Origin of the sequence: Micromonospora sp. HK10 (genome assembly GCF_000982955.1) — a bacterium.
GTDB lineage: Bacteria > Actinomycetota > Actinomycetes > Mycobacteriales > Micromonosporaceae > Micromonospora.
On record NZ_KQ058771.1, the window covers coordinates 31835 to 56777 of the forward strand.

The following is a 24943-nucleotide window of genomic DNA, read 5'->3' on the forward strand; positions in this document are numbered from 1 at the left end:
CGTACCTCCCGTCGCGCGGCCAGCCTAGCCACGTCGGGGCGGGCCGAACCATTGCCAGGTTCTTACGTCGGCCGCCGCGGATCGGTCGCGCCGGCCCGCGCGGCCCGGCGTACCGTGATCACGAATGCGACGGCGGGCGGGGAGGAGGTGGCCGCGGTGCTCGACCGGCGGTTGTTCCTGCACCTGGCGACCTGGCTCGGGCAGTGGCCGGCGGGCCCGGGGCTGCACGTGGTCCGATCGCACCGCCGCGCCCGGCCGGCGTGGGACGGCCGGCTGCGCCCCGCGATCGCGGTGGCCGCGCCCGACTGCGCCGTCCTGTCGGTGCCGCCCGACCGGGTCGACGCCGTCCGGGCCCTGGTCCGCGAGCGGGCGCCCGCGGACCTGCTGCCCGTGCTGCCGGCGACGGTCGGCGCTCCCGAGTTCGCCACCCACACGGGTTCGTTCCGCTGGTGCACCGCCCCGGCCCGGCTGCCCGACGTCGGTGGGTGGGAGCCGCCGACCGGGCCCGGGCTGCCGCCCTGGCTGCGCCTCTTCGACCGGGAGGTGCTGGTGGTCCGGGACGACGACGGGCGTTACCTGGCGGGCGCCGGCATCAAACGGCACGACGCGTACGGGCATGAGCTGGCCGTCGGCACTGTGCCGGCGGCCCGGGGGCGGGGACTGGCCCGGCGGCTGGTGGCCCGGGCGGCCCGCCGGGTGCTCGACGAGGGCGCGGTCCCGACCTACCTGCACGACGCCGGCAACCACGCCTCGGCCCGGGTCGCCGAGGCCGCCGGCTTCCCGGACCGGGGCTGGACGTCGTTCGGGGTCTTCCCGCGCTGAATCGTCGGGGCGGCGCGGCATCGGGGCGGCGGGTCGCGCCGGGGGCGCTCGCCGGACCGGGGGACGGGCAACGGGCGCGGACCGTGGATCCCGGGCCGGATCCACGGTCCGCAGCCTTCTCCTCCCAGGTCCCGTTCCTGGTAACGCTAGGTGTCGAAAATGGTGTGAGCAAGGGGTGTCGATCGGGTTCCCGCTGTCCGGTAGTGGACTTGACCTGCGATAAGGCTGGAATCGCCCCCGGACCGACTGGTGACGGAGCGTACAGGTGATGTCGAGCAGCCGGCGGGTGACCGGCCGCGGCGGCACCGGCCCGCCGCGCGTATGAGAGGACGCGAACACGATCAACACGGGTGGGTGACGCACCCGGTGGGTAGGGTTCCGGGCGGCGGCGACGGCGCGGGGAGACGGGCGGGTCATGGACATCGGTACGCGGTACGCGGGGCCCGGACGGGTGGTCGTCGCCCCGGCCGGCGACCTCGACCTGGCCGGCGTGCCGGCGTTCGACCGCGCGTTCGCGGCGGTGCTGGAGCGGCCCGGCCTGGTGGCGGTCGAGGTCGATCTCGGCGCCGTCGAGTTCGTCGACTCGACCGGGGTGGCCGCCCTGCTCCGCGCGGCGGCGGAGGCCGTCGGTCGCGGCGCCACCCTGCGGGCCACCCGGCCCCGGCCGGTGGTGGCCCGGGTGCTCCGGATCACCGCCGTCGACGTCCTGCTCGGCCTGCCCGGCGGCGCGGGCGACGACACCTCGAACGCCGGGCACGGGTGGCGCAGGCTGCGCTGAGCCGCCTCAGGGCTCCACCCGCGCGGCCGCCTCGCCGGACCACTCCAGCAGCACCAGGCTGGCGTCGTCGCGGGACGAGCCGTCGGCGTGCGCGGCCACCGCGCGGATCAACCGGCGCAGCGTCTCGGGCGCGGGCCGGCCCGACCCGGTGTGCCGTTCGGCGAGGTCCGCCAGCCGGGACAGCCCGAACATCTCCCCGGCCCGGTTCCGCGCCTCGGTGACCCCGTCGGTGTAGAGCAGCAACCGGTCGCCCGGCTGCAACCGCACCTCGTCCGGCGTGGTGGTGGCCGGCGCCAGGCCGAGCGGCAGCCGCCGCCCGCCGGTCAACGCGCGCACCGCCCGGCCGTGGCGCAGCAGCACCGGGGCGGGATGGCCGGCGTTGACGTAGCGCAGCCGCCCGCTGTCCAGGTCGAACTCGGCCAGCACGGCGGTCACGAACCGCCCGTCCGTCCACTGGCTGCGCAGCGCCGCGTCGATGGCCGCCGCCAGCTCCGGCAGCCCGGGCTCGACCCGCCGGGCGGCCCGCAGCGCCGCGAGCGCCACCGAGGTGGTCAGCGTCGCCGGGAGGCCGTGCCCGACCCCGTCCAGGACGGCGAGGGTGAGCCGGCCACCGTCCAGGGCGTAGTCGAAGGCGTCGCCGCCCACCTCGTAGCAGGGCTCGAGGACCGCGCTGACCACGAACGTGTCGGTCGCGAAGGTCAGCGGCGGCAGCAGTTGCCAGAGCAGCTCGGCGGAGACCGTCATCGGCCTGCTGCGCCGCGCCCGGTGCAGCGCGTCGCCGTAGCGCAGCTTGCCGGCCATCAGGTGCCCGATCAGCCCGGCGACGGCCCGCGCGCCGTCCCGCACGCTGTCGTCGTCCGGGTCCGCCCCGGCCGGCAGGATGAACTCCAGCAGACCCAGCCGCTCGGTCCCGTCCACCACCGGCACCCAGAGCCGGCCGTCCTGGCCGGCCCGGATCCGCACCTCCGTGTACGCCCGGCCGGGCAGGCTGGTGTCCACCGGCAGCGGCTCCGGCCGGGGCCGGCCCGGCGCGGCCACCGGGCGCAGCAGATCCTGCTCCACGTCGACCAGGTACGCCGTGGCGGTGACGCCGAGCGGCCGCAGCGCCTCGTCGATCACCTCCGGCAACCGGTCCGGGGAGATGCGGTGGGCCCGGGACAGCAGGTCGGCGACGGCGCGGAGCCAGGCTTCGGTGGTGGCCATCTGGATCAGATACCCACCAGGGCCCGGTTCAGCCGGTCAGACCGAGCACCTCCGCGGCGGCGCGGCCGTTGGCGTGGCTGGCGCCGTACGTGCTGACGAAGGCGCGGGCGCCGGCCGGCCGCCAGTCGCCCGGCCAGCCCATCTCGACCACGGTCACCGGGTGCGCGGCGGCCAGCGACTCGACCAGCTCGCGTGCCCCCGGCAGCCGGTGCAGGTGGCGGCCGACCAGCACGATCGGCCGGTCCCCGGCGCGCCGGCGCAGCTCGTCCGGTGCGGTCTCGCCGGCGACGGCGCGGACCTCCTCGACCCCGTGCAGGTGCGGGCCCAGCCCCCACGGCACCCGCCCCTCGGCGATGGTGGAGGTGGCGTGCACCTGCACCACGAGCGGCCGAACCAGGCCGGTGAGGTCGCCCTCGACGCGGACCGCGCGCAGCGCGGCGGCGTACCCGAGGCCGTCCGCGGTGGCGACCGGGACGGCGGCGGCGGGCCGCCAGCCCGCCAGCTCGGCGGCCCGGCCGGTGGCCTGCTCGACCCGGGCCCGGTCCAGCCGGCCGTCGCCGAGCGCGCCGACGATCTCGGTGACCACCAGCTCGACCAGCCCGGCGTCGACCTTGGCGCCGATGCAGAGCAGGTCCGCCCCGGCGGCCAGGGCGCGGACCGCGGCCGGACCGGTCCCGCCGGCGGCCAGGGCGGCGCCCTTCATCTCCAGCGCGTCGGTGATCACCGCGCCGGTGAAGCCGTACTCGCGGCGCAGCAGGTCGACCAGGACCGCCCGGCTGAACGTCGCCGGCCCCTCGCCGGTCAGCGCCGGTACCCGGATGTGCGCGGTCATGATCGCCCGGACCCCGGCGTCGATCACCGCGGCGAAGGGGGGCAGGTCCCGCTCGCGCAGCACCGCCGGCGGCACGTCCACGGTGGGCAGCTCGTAGTGGGAGTCGGCGACCGTCGCCCCGTGCCCGGGGAAGTGCTTCGCGCAGGCGGCCACCCCGGTCGACTGGAGGCCGGCGACCGCGGCGGCCGAGTGCCGGGCGACCCGGGCCGGATCGGCGCCGAACGAGCGGGTGCCGATCACCGGGTTCTCGTCGGCGGTGTTCACGTCGACCGTGGGGGCGAGGTCGAGGGTGAGGCCGAGGGCGGCCAGCTCGGCGCCGATCGCGGCGTACACCTGGCGGGTCAGGGTCGGGTCGTCGACCGCGCCGAGCGCCGCGTTGCCCGGGTACGGGCTGCCGGTGGCGTGGGCCAGCCGGGTGACGTCGCCGCCCTCCTCGTCGATCGCGAGGATCACGTCGGGGCGGCCGGCGCGCAGCGCGGCGGTGCTGGCCGCCACCTGGGCCGGGTCGTGGATGTTGGTGCCGAACAGGGTGTGCCCGGCGAGCCCCTCGGCGAGCAGGTCGACCGCCCAGTCGGGCGGGACCGGTCCCGGGTACGCGGCCAGCAGGGTGCCCAGCGCGAGGCGGCGCAGTCCCGGATCGGATCCCACGAGTCTTCCCCTTTCCCTGCCGGGTCGTCCGACGACTCCCTACCGGGGTGGCCGATACGCTAGCGGGCGCCCCGCCGCAGGCGTTTGGTGGTTAGCAAACTTTACTGAAAATTGAGGACGTGGCATGAGTGCGACCCGGCTGCCCGGCACCCCCCGCCTGTTGCGGGCGCTGAACGACCGCGCGGCGCTGGAGCTGCTCCTCGAGCGCGGGCCGCTCACCCGGGCTCGGCTCGGCGAGCTGACCGGGCTGTCCAAGGTCACCGCCTCCCAGCTGGTCGAACGGCTGGAGGAGCGCGGGCTGGTCGCCCGGGTGGGCGAGCAGGCCGGCGGGCGGGGCCCGAACGCCCAGCTCTACGCCGTCCGCCCGGGCAGCGCCTACGTGGTCGGCGTGGACGTCGGCGCCGAACGGGTGGTGGCCGCCTGCGCGGACATCACCGGCACCGTCGCCGGCCGCGCCGAGCAGTCGACGAAGGACACCGACGACCCGGTGGGTGTGGTGCACAACGCCGTGGTGCAGGCGGCCAGCAGCGCCGGCGCGGAGCTGTCCAGCGTGCGCCGGGTGGTGCTGGGCACCCCCGGCCTGGTGGACCCGGGCAGCGGCGACATCACCTTCGCCTTCAACCTGCCGCGCTGGCACAGCGGGCTGCTCGCCGCGCTCCGCGAGGACCTGCGCATCCCGGTGGTCTTCGAGAACGACGTCAACCTGGCCGCCGTCGCCGAGGCGCAGTCCGGCGCCGCCCAGGACACCGCGGACTTCGTGTTGGTCTGGGTGGACGCGGGTGTCGGCCTGGCGATCATGTTGGGCGGGCGGCTGCACCACGGCAGCAGCGGTGCGGCCGGCGAGATCGGTTACCTCCCGGTGCCCGGCGCACCCATCCCGCGGGACGTGTCGAAGCGGGCCAAGCCGGCGTTCCAGCAGCTCGCCGGCGCCGACGCGGTGCGGGCGGTGGCCGCCGAGCACGGCTTCCCGGCCGACCACGCCGCCGACGCGGTCCGCGCGGCGATCGCGGCCGGCACGGCCGGCGGCCCGATGCTGGACGAGTTGGCCCGCCGGCTGGCCCTCGGCGTGGCGAGCACCTGCGTGGTGCTGGACCCCCCGCTGGTGGTGCTCGCCGGCGAGGTGGGGCGGGCCGGTGGGGCGGCGCTGGCCGAGCGGGTGCAGCACGAGGTGGCGGCGATCACGCTGGTCCGGCCGCGGGTGGTCAGCACCGGTCTCACCGAGGAGCCGATCCTGCGTGGTGCGCTGCGGACCGCGCTGGACGCGGTACGCGACGAGGTGTTCGGCTCGACGGTCGGCTGACCGCCCGTCGCCCGCCACCCCTGCCACCATGTGAAGGAATTCTTCACGACGCGGCGATGGCCTGCAAGGAGTTGCCGGTACGGCCCTCGGGGGACCGCACCGGCGGCTCAGATCAGGTCCCGCCGGCGGAACGCGGCGAACGCGGCCAGCACCAGCGCCACCGTCAGCCCGACCAGCACCACCATCCCGGGCGCCCAGCCGATGGTGTAGGAGGCGTCGCAGAACGTCTCGGTCACGCTCGCGCAGGACGCGCTGTCGAAGAACCGGACCTCGCCGGCCAGCCAGGCGCCCAGGTAGGTGGAGAGCATCAGCCGCTCCGGGCGGCTCACCGAGAGGATGTCGAACACCAGCCGGGCACCCAGCTCCCACACCACCAGGTACGCCGCGACGGTGCCGAGCGCCGCCGAGGTGTGCCGACCCAGCGTGGCGATGGCGAAGCCGAGCGCCGCGGTGAGCAGCACCAGCACCAAGCCCCGCCCGTGGGTCACCCCGAGCGCGGCCCAGTCCGGCTGCCCGGGCCGCCCGGCGAACTGGCCGATCAGCCAGAACACCGCGAGGTACGCCGCCGACGCCACGGCGGCCAGCGCCAGCACCGCGCCGAGCAGGGTGCCGAGCTTCGCGCCGAGCACGGCCCGCCGCTGCGGCCGCCACAGCAGCAGGTTGACCACCCCACCGGAGTTCAGGTCCGCACCGATGTAGGAGGCGCCGACCAGGAACCCGAAGAGGGCCAGGAACGCGATGAGGAAGTAGAGCAGCCCTTCCGCCTCGTGGCCGAAGACGAACACCCCGCTCAGGTAGTCCGCCGACGTGGGCAGCCGCTCCATCAGCGCCGGGTCCACCTCCGAGCAGTCCCGGGGGATGTAGTCGGTCTCCACCGGGGTGGTCGTGCCCGCCTTGATCGCCAGGCAGCGGTCGTGCTGCATCTCCAGCTCGCGTACCGCCTCGGCCGCCTGCGCCTGGGCCCGGGTCAACTCGGCCACGCTGGGCCGGTGCGACCCGGCCAGGGTGGTCACCACGGTCACCGCGAAGGCGGCGAGCAGCAACACCACCATCAACTGCACGAAGCGGCGGGCGGCCAGCCGCTCCACCTCGGCACGGACCAGCCTCACGCGCCCACCTCCCGGGTCTCGCGTACGTCGAGGTCGATGAGCGGGCCGTCCGGCCCCTCGGGCGGGACCCCACCGTCCACCTGACGGGGCACCGCCGGCTGCGGGTGCGCGCCGGTCAGCTCCAGGAAGACGCTCTCCAGGTCCGGCCGGAGCGGGACGAGCTCGCGTACCCACAGGCCCTGCTCGCCCAGGGTGCGGCTGATCAGCTCGGGGTCGTCCACACCGGTGACCACCAGCTGGTCGGCGAGGGTGGTGACCGACACCCCGGCCATGCCGAGCAGTTCGGCGGCCCGGTCGGGCGCCGCCACCACGACCCGCCACTGGTGCTGGTCGTAGCCGGCCAGCACCTCGTCGACCCGGCCGTGCGCCACCCGGCGGCCGCGACTGATGATCGTCACGTGGTCGCAGATCAGCTGGATCTCGGCCAGGATGTGGCTGGAGAGCAGCACGGTGACCCCGGCCGCGGCCAGCGACCGCATCAGGTCGCGCATCTCCCGGATGCCGGCCGGGTCCAGGCCGTTCGCCGGCTCGTCGAGGATGAGCAGCTCGGGGTTCTTCAGCAGGGCCGAGGCCACCGCCAACCGCTGCCGCATGCCCAGCGAGTAGCCCTTGACCCGCTCGCCACCCCGGTCGCGCAGCCCCACCTGCTCCAGCACCTCGTCCACCCGGCTGGTGGGCACGCCGCCGGCGACGGCCAGCAGCCGCAGCGTCTTGCGGGCGGTGAAGTTGCCGAAGAACTGCGGGCTCTCCACGATCGCGCCGACCCGGCCGGCCACCTCCGGCAGCCGCTCGGGCGAGCTGGCCCCGAGCACGCTCATCCGCCCCTCGTCGGCCCCGACCAGCCCGAGCAGGGCACGCAGCGTGGTGGTCTTGCCGGAGCCGTTCGGGCCGAGGAAGCCGTGGATCTGCCCGGCCTCGACCAGCAGGTCGAAGCCGTCGACGGCGACCCGCCGCCCCTGACGCGCGGAGTGGAACGACTTGCGCAGCCCGGCGATCTCGATGACCGCGCTCATCGGCGCCGCTCCTGGCAGCGATCGGGCATCAGCGACCTCCCGGGCGAGGTGGGCAACGGCATGGCGACCCACCATATGGCGGTGACGCCGCCCGTGGGGGGCACCTCGCGGGCTGCGTGGTTGGATGGAGCGGTGACTGGTGACCTGATCCCCGGCGCCGCCGGTGCCCCTGCCGCCCCCTCGCACGTGGACGCGGATCTGGTGGTCAGCCTCGACGGGGTCGGCGTCAAGCGCTCCGGCACCGCGCTGGTGCGCGACGTCGACTGGCAGGTCGAGCTGGACGAGCGCTGGGTGGTGCTGGGCCCGAACGGGGCCGGCAAGACCACCCTGCTCAACCTCGCGGCCGGCCGGCTGTATCCGACCACCGGGACCGTGCACGTGCTCGGCGAGCGGATCGGCCGCACGGACGTCAACGAGCTGCGGACCCGGATCGGCCTCTCCACCGCCACCCTGGCCGAGCGGATCCCCGCCGACGAGCGGGTCGTCGACGTGGTGGTCACCGCCGCGTGGGCCGTCGTGGGCCGCTGGCGGGAGAGCTACGACCGCGCCGACGAGGCCCGCGCGCAGGCGCTGCTGAGCCAGCTCGGCATCGGTCACCTCGCCGACCGGGCCTACGGCACGCTGTCGGAGGGGGAGCGCAAGCGGGTGCAGATCTCCCGGGCCCTGATGACCGACCCGGAGCTGCTGCTCCTCGACGAGCCGGCCGCCGGGCTCGACCTGGGCGGGCGCGAGGACCTGGTCGGCCGGCTCGCCGAGCTGGCGTACGACCCGGACGCCCCGGCCCTGGTGCTGGTCACCCACCACGTCGAGGAGATCCCGCCCGGCTTCACCCATGCGCTGCTGCTGCGCGAGGGCGGGGTGGTGGCCCAGGGCCTGCTCACCGAGACCCTCACCGCCGACAACCTGTCGAAGACCTTCGGCCTGCCCCTGGTCGTCGAGCGGTCCGGCGAACGCTGGACCGCCCGGGCCGCCTGAAGCCGACGGAGGAACACGTGCGGCAGACCCGGGTGGCCGTGGTGGGCAGCGCCAACATGGACCTGGTCGGCACCGCCCCCGCGCTGCCCCGGCCGGGCGAGACGGTGCTGGGCAGCGAGTTCGTGATGCTCCCCGGCGGCAAGGGCGCCAACCAGGCCATCGCCGCGGTCCGGGCCGGCGCGTCCTGCGTCTTCCTCGGCGCCATCGGGTCGGACGCCTTCGGGGTGACGCTCCGGGCGCGGATCACCGCCGCCGGCGTGGACACCAGCCAGCTCCGGGTGGTGTACGGCGCCTCCGGGGTCGCGCTGGTCCTGGTCGGTGCCGCCGGCGAGAACGCGATCCTGGTCAGCCCCGGCGCGAACGGCGCGTTCACCGGCCTCACCCCGGCCGAGCTGGCCGCCGTACGCGAGGCGGACGTGCTGGTCGCGCAGCTGGAGGTGCCGGTCGAGACGGTGACGGAGGCGGCCGTCACGGCCCGGGCGGCCGGCACCCGCGTGGTGCTCAACGCGGCGCCCGCCCGGCCGGTGCCGGCGGAGCTGCTGGCCGCCGTGGACCTGCTGGTGGTCAACGAGAGCGAGGCGTACGCGCTGACCGGCCGCGGCCCGGACGAGCCGACCGCGCTGCTGGAGCTGGTGCCCCGGGCGGTGGTCACGCTCGGCGGCAACGGCGCCTGGTACGTCGACCGGGCGGGGGGCGCGACCCACGTGCCGGCGGTCCGGGTGGACGTGGTCGACTCCACCGCGGCCGGCGACGCCTTCACCGCCGCCCTCGCCGTGGCCTGGGGCGAGGGGCGCGAGCTGCTCGACGCGGTGCGCTGGGCGGCGGCGGCCGGCGCGGCCTGCGTACGCCGGCTCGGCGCGTCGGTGGCGCTGCCCCACCGGGCCGAGATCGACGAGCTCTACGCCCGGCCGTCCTGACCCGCGGGCCGCCGCCCTCAGGCCGCGCCGGCCCGGAACGCCCGCCGGTACGCCGACGGTGCGGTCCGCATCGCCCGGCCGAAGTGGTGCCGGTAGGTGACCGGGCTGTCGAACCCGACGGCGGTGGCGATCTCCGCCACCGGCGCGTCGGTCGTCTCCAGCAGGGCCAGGCTGGCCCGGACCCGCTGGTCGAGCAGCCAGCGGATCGGGCTGGTCCCGGTGGCCCGGGCGAAGTGGCGCAGGTAGCTACGGGTCGACATGTGCGCGTGCCGGGCCAGCGCCGCCACGGTCAGCGGCTCGGCCAGGTGCCGCACCGCCCAGGCCATGCTGGCCGAGATCCGGTCGTCGTCCGGGTCGACGCTCACCGGCGCCTCGATGAACTGGGCCTGCCCGCCGTCCCGGTGCGGCGGGATGACCAGCCGGCGGGCCACCGCGTTGGCCACCGCCGCGCCCAGGTCGCGGCGGACCACGTGCACGCAGAGGTCCAGCCCGGCGGCGCTGCCGGCGCTGGTGAGGATGTCGCCGTCGTCGAGGTAGAGCACGTCCGGGTCGACGGTGACCGCCGGGTGGCGGCGGGCCAGCAGGTCCGCGTACCGCCAGTGGGTGGTGGCCCGCCGCCCGTCGAGCAGACCCGCCCCGGCCAGGGCGAACGCGCCGGAGCAGATCGACATCAGCCGGGCGCCCCGGCGGTGGGCCCGGCGCAGCGCGGCCACCAGCCCCGGCGACGGGTCGGCGGTCACGTCGGGCACCCCGGGCAGGATCACCGTGCCCGCCGCCGCCAGCTCCGCCAGGCCGTACGGGGTGTGCAGGGCGGCACCGCCGACCACCGGCACCGGCCCGGGGCGCTCCGCGCAGACGGTGAGCCGGTACCACTCGACGCCCAGCTCCGGCCGGGGCAGCCCGAAGACCTCGGTGACGATGCCGGTCTCGAAGACGGACATCCCGGGGTAGGCGAGCACCGCCACGCTCCGGTCCACGGCAGCCATGGCGGAATGCTAGCGGTGGCGGGCGATCACGCCACTCCCGGGACCGGCGGGACGAGCCGCAGGATCGAGGTATGACCTTCGACGTACCGCCGGCCGACCCGGCGACCGCCGCCGCCCACTTCCTCGCCCGGCTCAGCTTCGAGACCGACGTCAGCGACGTGCACGCCGCCCTGGAGGCGGGCCGGCCCGGCCTGGTGGTGGTCGACTCGCGGGGCGACGCGGCCTGGCGGCAGGGCCACCTGCCGGGGGCCGTGCACCTGCCCACCGCGCAGATCGCCGCCCGGGCCGCGGCGGTGCTGCCGCCCGGATCAAGCGTGGTCACCTACTGCTGGGGGCCGGGCTGCAACGGGGCGACCCGGGCCGCGCTGGAGTTCGCCCGGCTCGGCTGGCCGGTGCGGGAGATGATCGGCGGCTTCGAGTACTGGGTCCGGGAAGGGCTGCCGGTGGTCACCCCGGAGGGGACCGTACGGCGCCGGGTGGACGAGCTGACCGCGCCGCGCTCCGCCGTGGTCTGCGACTGCTGAGCCGCGGCTGCCGCTCAGTTCGCGGCGGCGTCGCGGTCCGGTTCGTCGGTGAGCCGCTCGCCGCGGCGGCGCAGCATGCCGAGGCCCGGGATGCCCGCCACGGCCAGCTTGAGGTCCCGGGTGACGGCGAGCAGGTCGTGCAGGTCCGGGCCGACCCGGTCCAGAGTGGCCAGGATCGGCAGGACGTCCCCGGTCAGATGCTCCTTGAGCTTCGGCAACTCGTCGACGAGCCGGATCGCGGCGGTCACCTCCTCCGGGCTGAGCTGCTCGACGAAGCGGGCCGCCATCGGCGCGGCCCGGCGCAGCGCCGGCTCGTACGCCGCCAGCAGTTCGGTGGCGGTGCCGGCCGCCTGCTCGGCGGCGGCCACCGTGCCGGCGGCCCGCCCGGCCACCGCCTCGACGTCGGTCACCACCGTGCCGGCCGTCCGCGCCACCCGCTCGGCCTCGCCGACCACCACCCCGGCGGCGGCGGAGACCCGCTCGGCCTCGCCGACCACCACGGCCGCGGCCGCGGCGACCTCGGTCGCGGTGCCGATCGCCTCGGTCGCGGCGGCGCTGATCACGGCGACCTCCCGGACCGCCCCCTCGGCGTCGGTGAGCACCCGGTCGGTGCGGTCGAGGGTCTCCTCGATCCGGTCGACCACCCCGTTGATCCGGCGCAGCAGCGCCTCCACCTCGTCGAGCACCGCGAAGGCGCGGGCCGGTACGCCGGCGAACGCGGCGGCCGAGCCGAGCGCCTGGTCCAGGGCGGAACGGGTGAGGCCGACGACGGCGCCGGGCCGGGGGAGGGGAATCGCCATGCCCACCAGTGTGCGTGGTCCCGGCCAGCGCCGCCGGATGGCGCGGGTGCTCATCGAGCCCTCCCTGCCCCGCTCGCTCGGCGGGACCGCAGGGTGGGGTGCTGGCGGCGGGACCGCAGGGGGGTGCTGGCGGCGGGACCGCAGGGTGGGGTGCTGGCGGCGGGACCGCAGGCCCGTCGGCAGAGTTCGGTGCCGCCGGGCCGTCCGTCGGGTCCGTTGCCGGGGCGCCTCCAGGGCCGGTCCAGCGGGCCAGGTGCGGCCCGGCTGCGCTCCGTTGTTTCGCCCGGGCGGCAGTCGGTTCGGACTCGCTACCGACTTGATGACGTAGCTGATTCACGGCCGGGCGACGGGCCGGGCCCGGGACGCGGGTGACGTGTCGATGGGTGGGGTGTGGTGCGATCCGTTTGCGTCATCAGGTCGGTAGTGGGCGTGGGGGGTATGGCGGCCCTGGCGGGGCTGGCGTGGATGACGTGTCGATGGGTGGGGTGTGGTGCGATCCGTTTGCGTCATCAGGTCGGTAGTGGGCGTGGGGGTGTGCCGCCCCTGGCGCGGGCCCGGGACGCGGGTGGGGTGTCGGTCGGTGGGCGTGGTGCGATCTGCTCGCGTCATCAAGCCGGCAGCGGAGCGGAAGGCATGCCGGCCTCGCGGACCGCTCCTCGGGCGGCGCCCGGGACCGCGCTCGGGCGCGTGGAGGGCCGCGCCTCGGGGGCGAGCCCGGGTAGCGTCGCCGGCATGACGGATCGGGGCGGGGCCGGGACGGCGGATCGGGGCGGGGCCGGGGCGGCGGATCGGGGCGAGCCCGGGACGGTCGGACGCGAGCAGGAGCGCAACGTCGAGGTGGTCCGGCGGTATCTGCGGACCTTCGTCACCAAGGACCTGGCCGAGCTGGCCGAGGTGGTCGCCGAGGACGTGGAGATCTACGGCTCGGGCACGGCGGTGTGCGGCCGGCGTTACCCCGAGGCGGCCGTCTCCTCGCCCGGGCTCACCGTGCTCGACCAGGAGATCCGGGAGATCTTCGCGGCCGAGGACCGGGTGGTGGTCTCGCTGGCGCAGACGTACCGGCGGGACGCGACGGGTGCCACCACGGTGCAGAGCGCCTGCAAAATGTACCGGCTGGCCGGCGGGCGGATCGTGCAGTTCTGGGGCGAGCAGGACACCTACGGCCTGCTGCGCGGCCTGGGTCTGCTGCCGGACGCGCCGATCACCTTTGACTGAGGCGCCTGCTCCATCGCCCGCTGCATGGCCCGGTAGATCTTCCCGAACCGCAGCGCGTCGCGGGTCTGCAGCAGCCGCACCGGCTGCCCCCGCCAGCGCGCCCACATCTCCAGCTCCCGGCTGCCCCGGGCGTAGGAGCGGTCCAGGCGCTCGAAGAGCACGTCGGCGAGGGGGCCGACGCCGAGGCCGATCAGCACCGAGGCGCCCACGATGGCGATCGTGACCACGGCGGAGCGGTGCAGCCAGACGGCCAGCCCGATGCCGAGCACGGCGGCCACCAGCGGCCCGGCGAGGGCGGCGCCGACGGCGCCCCGCCCGGCGAGCACCCGCCAGGAGCGGCTGCCCCGCCGGTGCCACACCATGCCCAGCTCGGCGAGCGGGTAGGTCCGGCCGTCGACCCGCAGCGCGGTGGAGGTCACCTGCACCGCTCGATCGTCGTAGTAGGTGGTCATGGCCTCACTCCGGGTGTCGCGGCTGCGACAACCTCAGCTCGGCGCGGCGGACGCCGGGCAGCGACCTGGGCTGTCGATACCACACTGTCTACCCCAACGAGCCGGGCCGTAAGGTTGGCACGCGACTTCGACGAGGAAGTGAGGGCAGCGTGGGCGAGCTGGTCAGGCTGGACGTGAAGGACGGCATCGGCACCATCCGGCTGGAGCGGCCGCCGATGAACGCGCTCAACACCCAGGTGCAGGAGGAGTTGCGCGCCGCCGCGGCCGCGGCCACCGCCGACGCCGAGGTCCGGGCGGTCATCGTGTACGGCGGGGAGAAGGTCTTCGCGGCCGGCGCGGACATCAAGGAGATGGCCGACATGTCCTACGTGGACATGGCGGAGCGGGCCGCCGACCTGTCCAGCGCGCTCGGCGCGATCGCCCGGATCCCCAAGCCGGTGGTCGCGGCGATCACCGGATACGCCCTGGGCGGCGGCTGCGAGCTGGCGCTGGCCTGCGACTGGCGGATCGTGGCCGAGGACGCCAAGCTCGGCCAGCCCGAGATCAAGCTGGGCATCATCCCGGGCGCCGGTGGCACCCAGCGGCTGGCCCGGCTGGTCGGCCCGGCCCGCGCCAAGGACCTGGTCATGACCGGCCGGATGGTCGACGCGCAGGAGGCGCTGCGGATCGGCCTGGCCGACCAGGTGGTCCCGGCCGCCGAGGTCTACGCGGCGGCCGTCGCCTACGTGACGCCGTTCCTGACCGGCCCGGTGCAGGCGCTGCGGGCGGCCAAGCTGGCCGTCGACGGCGGCCTGGACATGGACCTGAATTCGGGTCTGGCCTGGGAGAGTCAGCTGTTCGCGGCGCTCTTCGCCACCGAGGACCGGCGCGAGGGCATGGTCGCCTTCGTCGAGAAGCGCAAGCCCGGCTTCACCGGCCGCTGACCGCGGCCCCGGGTCGGCGGCGGCACCCCCGCCGCCGACCCGAGGGCTGTTCACATCTTGCTTACCGGCCAGTAGCGTGTGACTCCGGTCCTGGACGAAGGGGAGTGACCATGACGGAACGGGTCGAGGGGCACGGCGGAGAGCTGGCGCTGGCGGCGCTGCGCGCGCACGGCGTACGGGAGATGTTCACCCTCTCCGGCGGGCACGTCTTCCCGCTCTACGACGCGGCGCACCGGACCGGCTTCCCGATCTACGACGTCCGGCACGAGCAGTCGGCGGTCTTCGCCGCCGAGGCGGTCGCCAAGCTCCAGCGCCGGCCCGGCCTGGCCGTGCTCACCGCCGGCCCCGGCGTCACCAACGGCGTATCCGGCCTGACCAGCGCCTACTTCAACGCCTCACCGGTGCTGGTGCTCGGCGGGCGGGCCCCGCAGTTCCGCTGGGGCTCCGGCAGCCTCCAGGAGATGGACCACCTGCCGCTGGTCGCCCCGGTCACCAAGCACGCCGAGACCGTGTTCGGCGCCGACGACATCCCGCGCGCCGTGTCCGCGGCGCTGACCACGGCGCTCACCCCGCACCGCGGCCCGGTCTTCCTCGACTTCCCGCTCGAGGCGGTCTTCTCCGTCGGCGACGCCGAGCTGCCCGCGGTCACCCCGGTCACCCCGATCGAGGCCGACCCGGAGGAGGTCAGCACGGCGGCCCGCCTGATCGCCGCCGCGTCCCGCCCGGTGATCATCGCCGGCTCCGACGTATACGCGGGCGACGCCGTTGACGCGCTTCGCGCCGCCGCCGAGTCCCTCCAGGTGCCGGTCTTCACCAACGGCATGGGCCGGGGCGCCCTGCCGCCGGAGCACCCGCTCGCCTTCGCCAAGGCCCGCCGGGTCGCGCTCAAGGGTGCCGACCTGGTCGTGGTGATCGGCACCCCGCTGGACTTCCGGCTCGCCTTCGGCGACTTCGGCGACGCCCGGGTGGTGCACGTGGTCGACGCGCCGAGCCAGCGGGCCGGGCACGTCACGCCGGCCGCCGCCCCGGCCGGCGACCTGCGGCTGATCCTCACCGCCTTCGCCGAACACCCCGGCGACCGGGCCGACCACGCCGGCTGGATCGCCGAGCTGCGCACCGCCGAGGACGCCGCGAAGGCCCGCGACGCCGAGGCGATGGCCGCCGACTCCGACCCGATCCGCCCGGCCCGCGTCTACGGGGAGCTGCGCAAGGTGCTCGCTCCCGACGCGATCACCATCGGCGACGGCGGCGACTTCGTCTCGTACGCCGGGAAGTACCTGGAGCCCGCCCAGCCCGGCACCTGGCTCGACCCCGGCCCGTACGGCTGCCTCGGCACCGGCCTGGGGTACGCCATGGGAGCCCGGGTCAGCCACCCGGACCGGCAGATCTGCGTGCTGATGGGCGACGGCGCGGCCGGGTTCTCGCTGATGGACGTCGAGTCCCTGGCCCGGCAGCGGCTGCCCGTGGTCATCGTGGTCGGCAACAACGGCATCTGGGGCCTGGAGAAGCACCCGATGCGGGCCATGTACGGCTACGACGTCGCCGCCGACCTTCAGCCCGGCCTGCGCTACGACCGGGTGGTCGAGGCGCTCGGCGGCGCGGGCGAGACGGTGGAGAAGGCCGCCGACCTCGGCCCGGCCCTGACCCGGGCCTTCGACGCCGGCGTGCCGTACCTGGTCAACGTGCTGACCGACCCGGCCGACGCGTACCCCCGCTCCTCGAACCTGGCCTGATCCGCGCCACCGCGACCGCCGCCACCGGGACGACCGGCGGCGGCGGTCGGGTCGTGCTGCCCGGAGCTAAATCAGCGGAATGTCAGCGCCTGTCGCCGTAACGTCAGCGCCGTCGCTCATCGTGGGGTGACCAGCGAGAACGACAGGAGTTGTCGATGACATACGCGATCCGCGCGGAGGGTCTGGTGCGCCGCTTCGGCGCGACCACCGCGCTGGCCGGGGTGGACCTCGCCGTCCCCACCGGGACGGTGTTCGGGCTGCTCGGGCCGAACGGCGCGGGCAAGACCACCGCCGTCCGGGTGCTGGCCACCCTGCTCACCGCCGACGCGGGGCACGCCACCGTCGGCGGGTACGACGTGCGCCGCGAGGGCCACCGGGTGCGCCAGCTGATCGGCCTCACCGGCCAGTACGCCTCGGTGGACGAGAACCTGACCGGCACCGAGAACCTGCTGCTGATCGGCCGGCTGCTCGGGCTGTCCCGGGCCGACGCCCGGGCCAGGGCCGGCGAGCTGCTCGCCGACTTCCAGCTCACCGACGCCGCCGCCCGGGCGGCCAAGACCTACTCCGGCGGCATGCGGCGCCGCCTCGACCTGGCGGCCAGCCTGGTCGGCCGGCCGCAGGTGCTCTTCCTCGACGAGCCGACCACCGGGCTCGACCCGCGCAGCCGCAACGAGCTGTGGGACATCGTCCGCACCCTGGTCGCCGACGGGGTGACCGTGCTGCTGACCACGCAGTACCTGGAGGAGGCCGACCAGCTCGCCGGCGAGATCGCCGTGGTCGACCATGGCCGGGTCATCGCCCAGGGCACCCCCGAGGAGCTGAAGGCGAAGGTGGGTGGGCAGGTGCTCGCCGTCCGGCCGGCGGACCCGGCCGACCTGCCCACGGTGCTCGCCGTCGCGGGCGAGGTGGCCCGGGCCACCCCGGAGGTGGCCAACCAGACCGTCACCGTCGGGGTCAGCGACCCGGAGGTGCTGCCCGCGGTGGTCCGTCGCCTCGACGACGCCGGGGTACGCGTGGCCGAACTGGCCCTGCGCGGCTCCAGCCTCGACGAGGTCTTCCTCTCCCTCACCGGCCACCGGGCCGAGGAGGACACCCCGACCCTGGAAGGGAGCCCGGCATGAGCACCCTCACCGCCACCGCGTCCCCGGTCGCGCCGGCCCGCAGGCCGGGGCCGCTCGCCGGCGTGCGGCACACCCTCACCCTGGCCTGGCGCAGCCTGGTGCAGATCAAGCACAACCCGATGGAGCTGCTCGACCTGAGCGTGCAGCCGGTCATGTTCGTGTTGCTGTTCACCTACGTCTTCGGCACGGCGATCTCCGGCTCACCCGGGACGTACCTGAAGTTCGCGCTGCCCGGCATCATCGTGCAGACCGCGCTCTTCGCCACCATGACCACCGGGTTCGGGCTCAACCAGGACCTCACCAAGGGCGTCTTCGACCGGCTCCGCGCGCTGCCGGTGGCGCGCTGGGCGCCGCTGGCCGGCCGGATCGTCGCCGACACGGTCAAGCAGGCCTGGTCGCTGGCGCTGCTGCTCGGGGTCGGCATGATCCTCGGGTTCCGGCTCGGCAACGGCGCGGCCGGGCTGCTCGGCGCGCTGGTCCTGCTGCTCGTCTTCTCGCTCGCCGCCTCGTGGATCTCCGTGCTGGTCGGCGTGCTGGTCAGCGAGCCGGACAAGGTGCAGATCTTCGGTTTCACGGTGATCTTCCCGCTGACCTTCACCAGCAACGTCTTCGTGCCGACGGACCAGATGCCGACCTGGTTGCAGCACTGGGTGGAGGTCAACCCGGTGACCATCCTGGCCGACGCGCTGCGCGGGCTGCTGGTCGGCGGGCCGGTGGCCGGCCCGGTCGGGCAGTCGCTGCTCTGGGCCGCCGGGATCCTGCTGGTGTTCGCGCCGCTGTCGGTGCGGGCGCTCAGCCGTCGAGTGTGACGGCCACCGCCTCGGCGGCGGTCTCCCAGCGGTAGGACAGCCCGCCCGCGTACGCCTCGGCGAAGCCCGGCTCGCCGAGCGCGGCGCGGGCGGCTGCCTCCACCCGGGGGCGGTCCAGCACCGCGTGGTCCGGGCCGCCCCGGATCCCGGTGGCCGCGCCGAGCAGCCGGGCGGCGGCGGCCGGGCGGTCCAGCCGCAGCGCCAGATCGGCGTACCCGACCAGCACGGCCGCGATCACCGGTGCGTCCTGCGAGCCGACGGCCAGCTTCAGGGCCTGGTCGTGGTGGTTCCGGGCGGCGACCAGGTTGCCGTCGTCGGCGTCCAGCACGGCCAGGGCGGAGACGTTGAGCGCGCGCCACTGCGCGGCGATGGGGCGGTCGCCCACCAGCCGGGCGCTCTCCGTGAGGCAGGCCCGCGCCCCGGCCCGGTCCCCCTCGGCGCGCAGCAGCTCCGCCCTGCCGTACGCGACCGCGGCCCGGGTCTCGTCCGACCCGCAGAGTTCGGCCTCGTGCAGCGCCCGCTCAAGTTCCGCCCACGCCCGGCCGCGGTCGCCGCGCCGCCACAGGTTGTGCGCCAGCCGCGCCCGCATCTCCGCCACCTCCTCGCGGATGCCCAGCTCCTCGAAGTAGGCCATGGCCTCCTCGTGGTACCGCGTCGCCTCGGCGGCTTCGCCGCGCCGGTCGAGCAGGTCGGCCAGCGAGGTGAGGCTGAACGACATGCCCCACCGGTCGCCGACCCGGCGGTAGTGCGCCAGCCCGGCCCGCAGGTCCGCCTCCGCGTCGGAGTCCGGCAGGCCTCCGTTGAGCAGGGCGTGCGCCCGCATCAGCCGGGCGATCCCGGCAACCCACGGATCCGGGTCGTCGAACAGGGCCACCACGGCGGCCATGGCCGGCGGCTGGAAGTTCGTCTCGAACGCCGCCTCGATCGGCCCGGCGAGGCGCAGCAGCGGGTGTTCCTGCTCGTGCCCCCGGGCCAGCTCGGCGGCCCGGGTCAGCCACTCCCGGCTGGTGCTGATGTTGCGGGAGTGGTTGTCGATCAGGTTCAGCGCGCCGGTGGCCAGGGCGAGCGCGGTGGCGGCCGGTGCCGCGTCGGCCAATCCGGGCAGCGCCAGCACCTGGCCGGCCAGGTCGGCGCCCTCGGCGCGCTGGCCGGTGAGCCACCAGTACCAGCCCAGGGCGGCGGCGTACCGGACGGCGGTGAGGGCGTCGCCCGTGGTGATCGCGTAGCGCAGGCCGGCGTGCAGGTTGTCGTGGTCGGTCGAGAGCCGGCGCAACCAGTCCAGCTGTGCCGCCCCGCGCAGTTCCGGTTCGGCCGCCTCGGCCAGCGCCAGGTACTCGGCGGCGTGCGCCCGCCGGACCGCGTCCGTCTCGCCGGCCTCGGCCAGCCGGTGCAGGCCGTACTCGCGGATGGTCTCCAGCATCCGGTAGCGCGGCTCGGCCGTGCCGCCCGCCACCACCAGCGACTTGTCCACCAGCGCGGAGAGGCCGTCGAGGACGTCCGGCGCGGCCCCGGGCGGGTCGGGTCGTACGGCCGCGCAGACCCGCTCCACCGCGTCCAGGGTGGCGCCGCCGGCGAAGGTGGCCAGCCGCCGCCAGAGCGCACGCTCCCCGTCGTCGAGGAGGTCCCAGCTCCAGTCGACCACGGCGCGCAGCGTCTGGTGCCGGGGCAGGGCCGTCCGGCTGCCGCCGGTGAGGAGCCGGAACCGGTCGTCCAGCCGGGTGTCCACCTGCTGTGCGGTCAGGGCGCGCAGCCGTGCCGCGGCCAGCTCGATGGCGAGCGGCATGCCGTCGAGCGCCCGGCAGATGCGCACCACCGGCCCGACCGTGGCCGCGTCCACCGCGAAGTCCGGGCGCACCGCGCCGGCCCGGTCGGCGAAGAGCCGCACCGCCGGGTACGCCAGCGCGGTGTCCGGCGCCGCGTCGGCCGGTGGCAGGCCCAGCGACTCCACGGGCCGCAGTGCCTCGCCGGTGATGCCGAGCGGCTCCCGGCTGGTGGCCAGCACCCGCAGCCCCGGGCAGGCGGTGAGCAGCCGGTCGGTGAGCCCGGCCGCGGCGTCGAGCAGATGCTCGCAGTTGTCCAGCAGCAGCAGGACGGTACGCCCGGCGAGCGCGTCCACGAGACGCCCGACCGGGTCGGCCGGCTCGGGGGCACTGCGGCCGGCCCGGGCCAGCAGCGCCTGCTCGCGCAGGCCGAGCGCGGCGAGGGCGGCCTGCGGCACCTCGGCGGGGTCGGTCACCGGGGCGAGCGGCACCAGCCACACCCCGTCCGGGAAGCGGCCGGCCAGCGCCCGGCCCGACTCGACGGCCAGCCGGGTCTTGCCGGCTCCGCCCGGGCCCGTGAGCGTGGCCAGGCGGGACCGGTCGAGCAGCTCGGCGACCCGGGTCACCTCCTGCTCGCGCCCCACGAAACTGGTCAGCGTGGCCGGCAGGTTCCCCCGCGCCGGGTCGGCCAGGGCGCGGTGGTCGGTGCGGGCCGGGGCGGCCGCCGGCTCGCCGCGCAGGATCTCCAGGTGCAGGGCGGCCAGTTCGGGCCCGGGGTCGGCGCCGAGCGTGTCGGCGAGGGTGGCGCGCAGTCGTTCGTACTCGGCGAGGGCCTCGGCCGGGTGGCCGGCCCGGTGCAGCGCCCGGATCAGCAGCCCGGCCAGCCGCTCCCGCAGCGGATGGGCCGCGACCAGCTCCCGCAGCCGCGGCAGCAGGGTGTCCGGCGCGGCCCGGTCCAGCCGCGCCTCGGCCAGGTCCTCGGTGGCGGCGAGCCGCAGCTCGGTGAGCCGGGCCAGGGGTGCCCGGGCGAAGTCGGCGTCGGACACGTCGGCCAGGGCCGCGCCGCGCCAGAGCGCCAGCGCCTCGGTGAGCCGGCGGCAGCCCTCGGCCGGGTCGTCGGCGAGCCGGGCCCGGCCGGCCCGGACGGCGGTCTCGAACCGGTGCGCGTCGACGTCGTCCGGTGCGACGGCGAGCCGGTAGCCGCCCGGTTGCGCCTCGACGGGCAGCCCGGCCCGGCGTAGCCGCGAGACCAGGGCCTGGAGCGCGTTGGCGGCCCTGGCCGGTGGCTCGCCCGCCCAGAGCGCGTCGGTGAGCCGGCCCGCGGTGACCGTCCGCCCCGGCTCCAGCGCCAGCAGGATCAGCAGCCGGCGCAGCCGGGCACCGCCGACCTCGACCGGCGTGCCGGCGTCGGTGCGCAGCTCCAGGGGCCCGAGCAGGTTGATCCGCACGGCGTCGATTCTGCCCGCCCGGGGCACGCCGGCGGCGCTCAGACCTCCGGCCGGTCCCGGTCGTCGGTGTTGCGGCGCAACTCCTCCTCGCGGCGGCGCAGGTCCGCCTCCCACTTTCGGAGCAGGTCCTGGTCGTCGCGGCGGGCCTGCTCCTTCAGCGAGGCCAGGAACTCCGGGTCGTCGTCCGGCGCGACCGGCCGGCGGCGCTCGGTTTCGGCGAAGCCGTTCCCCACCGGCCAGGCGGTACGGGGACGCCGTCCGCCCGTTTCCCGCCCGGCGACGAACCAGGCGATCGACCCGACCAGCGGGAAGAACAGGATGATCAGCACCCAGGCGACCCGCGGCAGGGCCCGGATCTCCCCCTCCTCGGCGGAGAGGCAGCTGATCAGGGCACAGACGGCGAGCACGACCTGGGCGAGGAAGAGAAGCCCGTACAGGCGAACCATGCCGGCCATCATGGACCACGGGTGCCGGTCAGCGCAGCCCGCCCAGCACGTGCAGGACGCCGAGCAGGGCGGACCCGGCGGCGGCCAGCGCGGTGAGCGGGAGCGCCCAGCGTGGCGCGCGACGCAGCCCGGTGCCGGTGGCCCGGCGCCAGGTGATCAGCAGGATGGCCAGCCAGCCGAGCACGGCCACCCCGCCGAGCAGCGCGTCCACGGTCCCGCCGCCGAGCGAGAGCCGCACTTCCAGCACGGTGACCGCGGTGAGGGAGAGCAGGGTGCGCCGCCAGGCCAACCGGGTCCGTTCCGGCTGCAGCCCGGGGTCGCGGGTCACCCGAGGGCCCGGGTCAGCACGGCGGCGACCAGCAGCAGCGCGCCGAGCGCCACGACCAGGGCGAGGATGGCCGGGAAGCGGGAGGCGGGCAGCTCCTCGCCCAGCCGGATGGCCCGCTCGGTCCGGGCCCAGTGGTCCACCGCCCGGATCGCCACCGCGGCCCCGAGCAGCAGCAGCGTGACGGCGATCACCTCCCGCAGGTGTTCCAGGGCCAGCTGCGGCAGGAACTGCGCGGCGGCGAGCCCGCCGGCGATCAGCGCCAGCCCGGTCCGCAGCCAGGCCAGGAACGTGCGCTCGTTGGCCAGCGAGAAGCGGTAGTCGGGGGTGGTGCCGACCGACCGCAGCTCGCGCGGATCGAACCAGCGTCTGATCGTCTGCCACACGTCGTCGATTATCCGCTTTGCCCGGTGCCTACCCTGAGGGGATGACCGATCTTGACGCGCTACGCCTGCGCGACGCCTATGACACGCAGATCCGACCCGAGCTGCCGGACCCGGTGCCGGCCGGGGTGATCATCGATCGGGACGGCCCGCTGTTCCGGGTCCTCAACCTGGACCGGGGTGGTTTCATCACGTACCGGACCCTGGACGGGCTGGCCGGCGCCGAGCTGGACGCCCTGATCGCCCGGCAGGTCGAGTTCTTCCGCGCCCGGGGCGAGTCGGTCGAGTGGAAGCTGGCCGGCCACGACGAGCCGGCCGACCTGGGCGACCGGCTGCGCGCCGCCGGCTTCGTGCCGGAAGACCTGGAGACCGTCGTGATTGGGCCGGTCGCGGCCCTGGCCGGCGCCGTCCCGGTCCTGCCCGAGGGGGTACGCCTGCGCGAGGTCACCGCCCGCGAGGACCTGGACCGGATCGCGGCGATGGAGGAGGAGGTCTGGCAGGCGGACCGGAGCCATCTGGTGACCGGGCTGGCCAGGGAGATCGAGGCGGACCCGCAGTCGATCACGATCGTGGTGGCCGAGGCGGACGGCACCGTGGTGAGCGCCGGCTGGGTCCGCTACCAGCGGGGCACCGGCTTCGCCACCCTCTGGGGCGGCTCGACGCTGCCGCAGTGGCGGAAGAAGGGCATCTACCGGGCGCTGGTGGCGTACCGGGCGCGCCTGGCCGAGCAGCGCGGCAAGACCCTGGTGCAGGTGGACTGCTCGCCGGAGAGCCGGCCGATCCTGGAGCGGCTCGGGCTCGTTGCGGTCACCACCACCACCCCGTACGTCTACACTCCGTGATCATGGAACCGTTGACGGCGGACGAGCAGCTCACCCTCCGGACGGGCGCCTTCGGGGCCGTCTTCCTGGTCTCCAACGCGGAGCCCGGGATGTTGGCCATGGTGCGGGAGAGCATGGCCGCGTCGGGGGCGCTCGCCGACGCCAGCGGGGTGGTCCGGGCGGCGCTGACCTCCGGGCCGCTGCCGCAGTTGCCCCGGGACTCCGCGCTGGAGGTCGAGGCGACCGTGCTGCCGGCGCTGGGCGAGGCGGTGCGGATCCTGCGGGCCAAGTCGCCGGCGGACGTCGCGGCGTACCGGTCGGTGGTGCTGGCCGCGGCGGACCGGGTGGCGCAGGCGCACCGCGGGGTGGCGCCGGCCGAGGCCGCGGTGATCGAGAAGATCAGGCAGGCGTTGGCCGAGCCGGCCTGACCGGCTCGCCGGACCAGAGCGCCCGGACGCTGGCGCGGACGCACCGGTCGCGCACCCGGCCGCAGGCGCACCGGTAGGTGTCCGGGATCATCCGGCGGCAGGCCCGGCGGGAGGCGGCGACCGCCTCGGCCGGGCCGCGTCGCCCGGCGCGGCGCGCAGAGTCGGACATGTCCGTCACCTCCTTTTTCCGGCAGCTTACCCGGCGGCGCGGGCTCCGGTGAGCTGTGTCACTCTGGGGCTCGGGAGAGGCAATGCTACTTGCGGGTAACATTGCCTCCGTGGGCAACTGCACAGTTGCGCGCGGTTGACCGAACGTTAAGTCACGCGCGAGGCTGCGCCCGTGACCGGGCGAGAGATCGCTACACCAAACAGGAGGGTCGTCGAAGCGCGATGAACATCGTCGTACTCGTCAAGCAGGTGCCCGATTCGGGCGCGGACCGCAACCTGCGTGCTGACGACAACACCGTCGACCGCGGTTCGGCGAACAACGTCATCAACGAGATGGACGAGTACGCCATCGAGGAGGCGTTGAAGATCAAGGAGGCGCACGGCGGCGAGGTGACCGTCCTGACCATGGGTCCGGACCGGGCGACCGAGTCGATCCGCAAGGCGCTCTCCATGGGTCCGGACAAGGCCGTGCACGTGGTGGACGACGCCCTGCACGGGTCCTGCGCCGTGGCCACCTCCAAGGTGCTCGCCGCCGCCCTCGGTCAGCTCGGTGCCGACCTGGTGATCTGCGGCGCCGAGTCCACCGACGGCCGGGTGCAGGTCATGCCGCACATGATCGCCGAGCGGCTGGGCGTCGCGGCGCTGACCGGCGCGCGCAAGCTCACCGTCGACGGCGCCACCCTGACCGTCGAGCGGCAGACCGAGGAGGGCTACGAGGTGGTCACCGCCTCGACCCCGGCCGTGGTCTCCGTCTGGGACACCATCAACGAGCCGCGCTACCCGTCCTTCAAGGGCATCATGGCCGCCAAGAAGAAGCCGGTGCAGACGCTCGCCCTGGCCGACCTCGGGGTCGCGCCCGCCGAGGTGGGCTTCGACGGCGCCACCAGCGCCGTGGTCGAGCACTCCAAGCGCCCGCCGCGCTCCGGCGGCGCCAAGATCACCGATGAGGGCGAGGGCGGCGTCAAGCTGGTCGAGTTCCTCGCCACCGAGAAGTTCGTGTGAGA

The 24943-nt window shown here is 75.5% G+C and carries 25 protein-coding genes; 14 read left to right on the top strand and 11 right to left on the bottom strand.

The genetic code is table 11. The features are described from left to right. Nucleotides 1-114: 114 nt before the first annotated feature. Both LQ51_RS10305 and LQ51_RS10310 read left to right on the top strand, forming a co-directional pair. Nucleotides 115-822 (top strand): GNAT family N-acetyltransferase, encoded by a 708-nt coding sequence (locus LQ51_RS10305; RefSeq protein ID WP_046564493.1) that lies wholly within the window; start codon nt 115-117, stop codon nt 820-822. A 415-nt stretch (nt 823-1237) separates the two neighbouring features. Beyond that, nucleotides 1238-1600, top strand: coding sequence for an STAS domain-containing protein (locus LQ51_RS10310; RefSeq protein ID WP_046564494.1), 363 nt, complete (start codon nt 1238-1240; stop codon nt 1598-1600). A gap of 6 nt (nt 1601-1606) precedes the next feature. Here the strand turns inward: LQ51_RS10310 and LQ51_RS10315 are convergent, their stop codons facing one another. Further along, complete coding sequence (locus LQ51_RS10315; protein ID WP_046564495.1) at nt 1607-2803, bottom strand: PP2C family protein-serine/threonine phosphatase; 1197 nt, start codon at nt 2801-2803, stop codon at nt 1607-1609. 28 nt (nt 2804-2831) lie between these two features. Next, nucleotides 2832-4283 (bottom strand): glycoside hydrolase family 3 protein, encoded by a 1452-nt coding sequence (locus LQ51_RS10320; RefSeq protein ID WP_046564496.1) that lies wholly within the window; start codon nt 4281-4283, stop codon nt 2832-2834. 124 nt (nt 4284-4407) lie between these two features. Between LQ51_RS10320 and LQ51_RS10325 the strand changes: the two genes are divergently transcribed. Further along, complete coding sequence (locus tag LQ51_RS10325) at nt 4408-5583, top strand: ROK family transcriptional regulator (RefSeq protein WP_046564497.1); 1176 nt, start codon at nt 4408-4410, stop codon at nt 5581-5583. Nucleotides 5584-5690: 107 nt separating this feature from the next. Here LQ51_RS10325 and LQ51_RS10330 read toward each other — a convergent pair whose 3' ends face one another. Together LQ51_RS10330 and LQ51_RS10335 are read right to left on the bottom strand one after the other, a co-directional pair. Further along, nucleotides 5691-6692, bottom strand: a complete 1002-nt coding sequence (locus LQ51_RS10330) for an ABC transporter permease subunit (RefSeq protein WP_046564498.1) — start codon at nt 6690-6692, stop codon at nt 5691-5693. After that, the gene (locus tag LQ51_RS10335; RefSeq protein WP_046564499.1) at nt 6689-7705 is read right to left on the bottom strand and encodes an ABC transporter ATP-binding protein; all 1017 of its coding nucleotides are present in this window, start codon (nt 7703-7705) and stop codon (nt 6689-6691) included. The genes LQ51_RS10330 and LQ51_RS10335 overlap by 4 nt, the downstream gene beginning before the upstream one ends. A gap of 75 nt (nt 7706-7780) precedes the next feature. Between LQ51_RS10335 and LQ51_RS10340 the strand changes: the two genes are divergently transcribed. Together LQ51_RS10340 and LQ51_RS10345 are read left to right on the top strand one after the other, a co-directional pair. Continuing rightward, complete coding sequence (locus LQ51_RS10340) at nt 7781-8680, top strand: ABC transporter ATP-binding protein (protein ID WP_046564500.1); 900 nt, start codon at nt 7781-7783, stop codon at nt 8678-8680. A gap of 17 nt (nt 8681-8697) precedes the next feature. Further along, the gene (locus tag LQ51_RS10345; protein ID WP_046564502.1) at nt 8698-9597 is read left to right on the top strand and encodes a ribokinase; all 900 of its coding nucleotides are present in this window, start codon (nt 8698-8700) and stop codon (nt 9595-9597) included. Between the two features lie 17 nt (nt 9598-9614). Here the strand turns inward: LQ51_RS10345 and LQ51_RS10350 are convergent, their stop codons facing one another. Then, nucleotides 9615-10583: a helix-turn-helix domain-containing protein gene (locus tag LQ51_RS10350; RefSeq protein WP_197087637.1), complete on the bottom strand. Its 969-nt coding sequence runs from the start codon at nt 10581-10583 to the stop codon at nt 9615-9617. 71 nt (nt 10584-10654) lie between these two features. Between LQ51_RS10350 and LQ51_RS10355 the strand changes: the two genes are divergently transcribed. Further along, nucleotides 10655-11107, top strand: a complete 453-nt coding sequence (locus LQ51_RS10355) for a rhodanese-like domain-containing protein (RefSeq protein ID WP_046564506.1) — start codon at nt 10655-10657, stop codon at nt 11105-11107. Nucleotides 11108-11121: 14 nt separating this feature from the next. Here LQ51_RS10355 and LQ51_RS10360 read toward each other — a convergent pair whose 3' ends face one another. Then, nucleotides 11122-11907, bottom strand: a complete 786-nt coding sequence (locus LQ51_RS10360) for a hypothetical protein (RefSeq protein WP_046564508.1) — start codon at nt 11905-11907, stop codon at nt 11122-11124. A 732-nt stretch (nt 11908-12639) separates the two neighbouring features. Here LQ51_RS10360 and LQ51_RS10365 point away from each other — a divergent pair. Next, nucleotides 12640-13122 (top strand): nuclear transport factor 2 family protein, encoded by a 483-nt coding sequence (locus LQ51_RS10365; RefSeq protein WP_231605689.1) that lies wholly within the window; start codon nt 12640-12642, stop codon nt 13120-13122. Here LQ51_RS10365 and LQ51_RS10370 read toward each other — a convergent pair. Continuing rightward, nucleotides 13065-13574 (bottom strand): DUF6232 family protein, encoded by a 510-nt coding sequence (locus LQ51_RS10370; protein WP_046564512.1) that lies wholly within the window; start codon nt 13572-13574, stop codon nt 13065-13067. The two genes, LQ51_RS10365 and LQ51_RS10370, sit on opposite strands and share 58 nt — an antisense overlap. Nucleotides 13575-13723: 149 nt before the next feature. On the opposite strand from LQ51_RS10370, the gene LQ51_RS10375 reads away from it, so the two are divergent. The 4 genes from LQ51_RS10375 to LQ51_RS10390 all read left to right on the top strand — a co-directional run bounded on the left by LQ51_RS10375 (nt 13724) and on the right by LQ51_RS10390 (nt 18160). Continuing rightward, nucleotides 13724-14497 (top strand): enoyl-CoA hydratase-related protein, encoded by a 774-nt coding sequence (locus LQ51_RS10375; RefSeq protein ID WP_046564513.1) that lies wholly within the window; start codon nt 13724-13726, stop codon nt 14495-14497. Between the two features lie 110 nt (nt 14498-14607). After that, nucleotides 14608-16230: an acetolactate synthase gene (locus tag LQ51_RS10380; protein WP_046564579.1), complete on the top strand. Its 1623-nt coding sequence runs from the start codon at nt 14608-14610 to the stop codon at nt 16228-16230. Nucleotides 16231-16385: 155 nt separating this feature from the next. Further along, nucleotides 16386-17351: an ATP-binding cassette domain-containing protein gene (locus tag LQ51_RS10385; protein ID WP_046564514.1), complete on the top strand. Its 966-nt coding sequence runs from the start codon at nt 16386-16388 to the stop codon at nt 17349-17351. After that, nucleotides 17348-18160, top strand: a complete 813-nt coding sequence (locus LQ51_RS10390) for an ABC transporter permease (RefSeq protein WP_046564515.1) — start codon at nt 17348-17350, stop codon at nt 18158-18160. Before LQ51_RS10385 ends, LQ51_RS10390 begins: the two co-directional genes overlap by 4 nt. Here LQ51_RS10390 and LQ51_RS10395 read toward each other — a convergent pair. Genes LQ51_RS10395 through LQ51_RS10410 form a run of 4 tightly spaced genes read right to left on the bottom strand, consistent with a single transcriptional unit; the run spans nt 18144 to nt 22525 of the window. Beyond that, a complete protein-coding gene (locus LQ51_RS10395) occupies nt 18144-21368 on the bottom strand; it encodes an AfsR/SARP family transcriptional regulator (protein WP_046564580.1) in 3225 nt (1074 codons plus the stop codon). The two genes, LQ51_RS10390 and LQ51_RS10395, sit on opposite strands and share 17 nt — an antisense overlap. A 38-nt stretch (nt 21369-21406) precedes the next feature. Beyond that, on the bottom strand, nt 21407-21814 hold the full coding sequence (locus tag LQ51_RS10400; RefSeq protein WP_046564583.1) for a PLD nuclease N-terminal domain-containing protein: 408 nt from the start codon (nt 21812-21814) through the stop codon (nt 21407-21409). Between the two features lie 28 nt (nt 21815-21842). Next, nucleotides 21843-22142: a DUF202 domain-containing protein gene (locus tag LQ51_RS10405; protein ID WP_046564517.1), complete on the bottom strand. Its 300-nt coding sequence runs from the start codon at nt 22140-22142 to the stop codon at nt 21843-21845. Continuing rightward, nucleotides 22139-22525, bottom strand: a complete 387-nt coding sequence (locus LQ51_RS10410) for a YidH family protein (protein ID WP_046564518.1) — start codon at nt 22523-22525, stop codon at nt 22139-22141. The genes LQ51_RS10405 and LQ51_RS10410 overlap by 4 nt, the downstream gene beginning before the upstream one ends. 41 nt (nt 22526-22566) lie before the next feature. Here LQ51_RS10410 and LQ51_RS10415 point away from each other — a divergent pair, with 41 nt between their 5' ends. The 3 genes from LQ51_RS10415 to LQ51_RS10425 all read left to right on the top strand — a co-directional run bounded on the left by LQ51_RS10415 (nt 22567) and on the right by LQ51_RS10425 (nt 24941). Then, nucleotides 22567-23364, top strand: coding sequence for a GNAT family N-acetyltransferase (locus tag LQ51_RS10415; protein WP_046564519.1), 798 nt, complete (start codon nt 22567-22569; stop codon nt 23362-23364). Nucleotides 23365-23366: 2 nt separating this feature from the next. Continuing rightward, nucleotides 23367-23771 (top strand): hypothetical protein, encoded by a 405-nt coding sequence (locus tag LQ51_RS10420; RefSeq protein ID WP_046564521.1) that lies wholly within the window; start codon nt 23367-23369, stop codon nt 23769-23771. A 390-nt stretch (nt 23772-24161) separates the two neighbouring features. Beyond that, nucleotides 24162-24941 (top strand): electron transfer flavoprotein subunit beta/FixA family protein, encoded by a 780-nt coding sequence (locus LQ51_RS10425; RefSeq protein WP_046564523.1) that lies wholly within the window; start codon nt 24162-24164, stop codon nt 24939-24941. Nucleotides 24942-24943: the final 2 nt, after the last annotated feature.

What these genes read in the sequence shown, in the direction of transcription:
- LQ51_RS10340 (WP_046564500.1), top strand. Translation starts at nt 7,781, where the DNA reads ATGGCGGTGACGCCGCCCGTGGGGGGCACCTCGCGGGCTGCGTGGTTG.
- LQ51_RS10365 (WP_231605689.1), top strand. Translation starts at nt 12,640, where the DNA reads ATGACGGATCGGGGCGGGGCCGGGACGGCGGATCGGGGCGGGGCCGGG.
- LQ51_RS10355 (WP_046564506.1), top strand. Translation starts at nt 10,655, where the DNA reads ATGACCTTCGACGTACCGCCGGCCGACCCGGCGACCGCCGCCGCCCAC.
- LQ51_RS10360 (WP_046564508.1), bottom strand. Translation starts at nt 11,907, where the DNA reads ATGGCGATTCCCCTCCCCCGGCCCGGCGCCGTCGTCGGCCTCACCCGT.
- LQ51_RS10335 (WP_046564499.1), bottom strand. Translation starts at nt 7,705, where the DNA reads ATGAGCGCGGTCATCGAGATCGCCGGGCTGCGCAAGTCGTTCCACTCC.
- LQ51_RS10325 (WP_046564497.1), top strand. Translation starts at nt 4,408, where the DNA reads ATGAGTGCGACCCGGCTGCCCGGCACCCCCCGCCTGTTGCGGGCGCTG.
- LQ51_RS10315 (WP_046564495.1), bottom strand. Translation starts at nt 2,803, where the DNA reads ATGGCCACCACCGAAGCCTGGCTCCGCGCCGTCGCCGACCTGCTGTCC.
- LQ51_RS10415 (WP_046564519.1), top strand. Translation starts at nt 22,567, where the DNA reads ATGACCGATCTTGACGCGCTACGCCTGCGCGACGCCTATGACACGCAG.
- LQ51_RS10420 (WP_046564521.1), top strand. Translation starts at nt 23,367, where the DNA reads ATGGAACCGTTGACGGCGGACGAGCAGCTCACCCTCCGGACGGGCGCC.
- LQ51_RS10385 (WP_046564514.1), top strand. Translation starts at nt 16,386, where the DNA reads ATGACATACGCGATCCGCGCGGAGGGTCTGGTGCGCCGCTTCGGCGCG.
- LQ51_RS10400 (WP_046564583.1), bottom strand. Translation starts at nt 21,814, where the DNA reads ATGGTTCGCCTGTACGGGCTTCTCTTCCTCGCCCAGGTCGTGCTCGCC.
- LQ51_RS10380 (WP_046564579.1), top strand. Translation starts at nt 14,608, where the DNA reads ATGACGGAACGGGTCGAGGGGCACGGCGGAGAGCTGGCGCTGGCGGCG.
- LQ51_RS10370 (WP_046564512.1), bottom strand. Translation starts at nt 13,574, where the DNA reads ATGACCACCTACTACGACGATCGAGCGGTGCAGGTGACCTCCACCGCG.
- LQ51_RS10350 (WP_197087637.1), bottom strand. Translation starts at nt 10,583, where the DNA reads ATGGCTGCCGTGGACCGGAGCGTGGCGGTGCTCGCCTACCCCGGGATG.
- LQ51_RS10310 (WP_046564494.1), top strand. Translation starts at nt 1,238, where the DNA reads ATGGACATCGGTACGCGGTACGCGGGGCCCGGACGGGTGGTCGTCGCC.
- LQ51_RS10390 (WP_046564515.1), top strand. Translation starts at nt 17,348, where the DNA reads ATGAGCACCCTCACCGCCACCGCGTCCCCGGTCGCGCCGGCCCGCAGG.
- LQ51_RS10425 (WP_046564523.1), top strand. Translation starts at nt 24,162, where the DNA reads ATGAACATCGTCGTACTCGTCAAGCAGGTGCCCGATTCGGGCGCGGAC.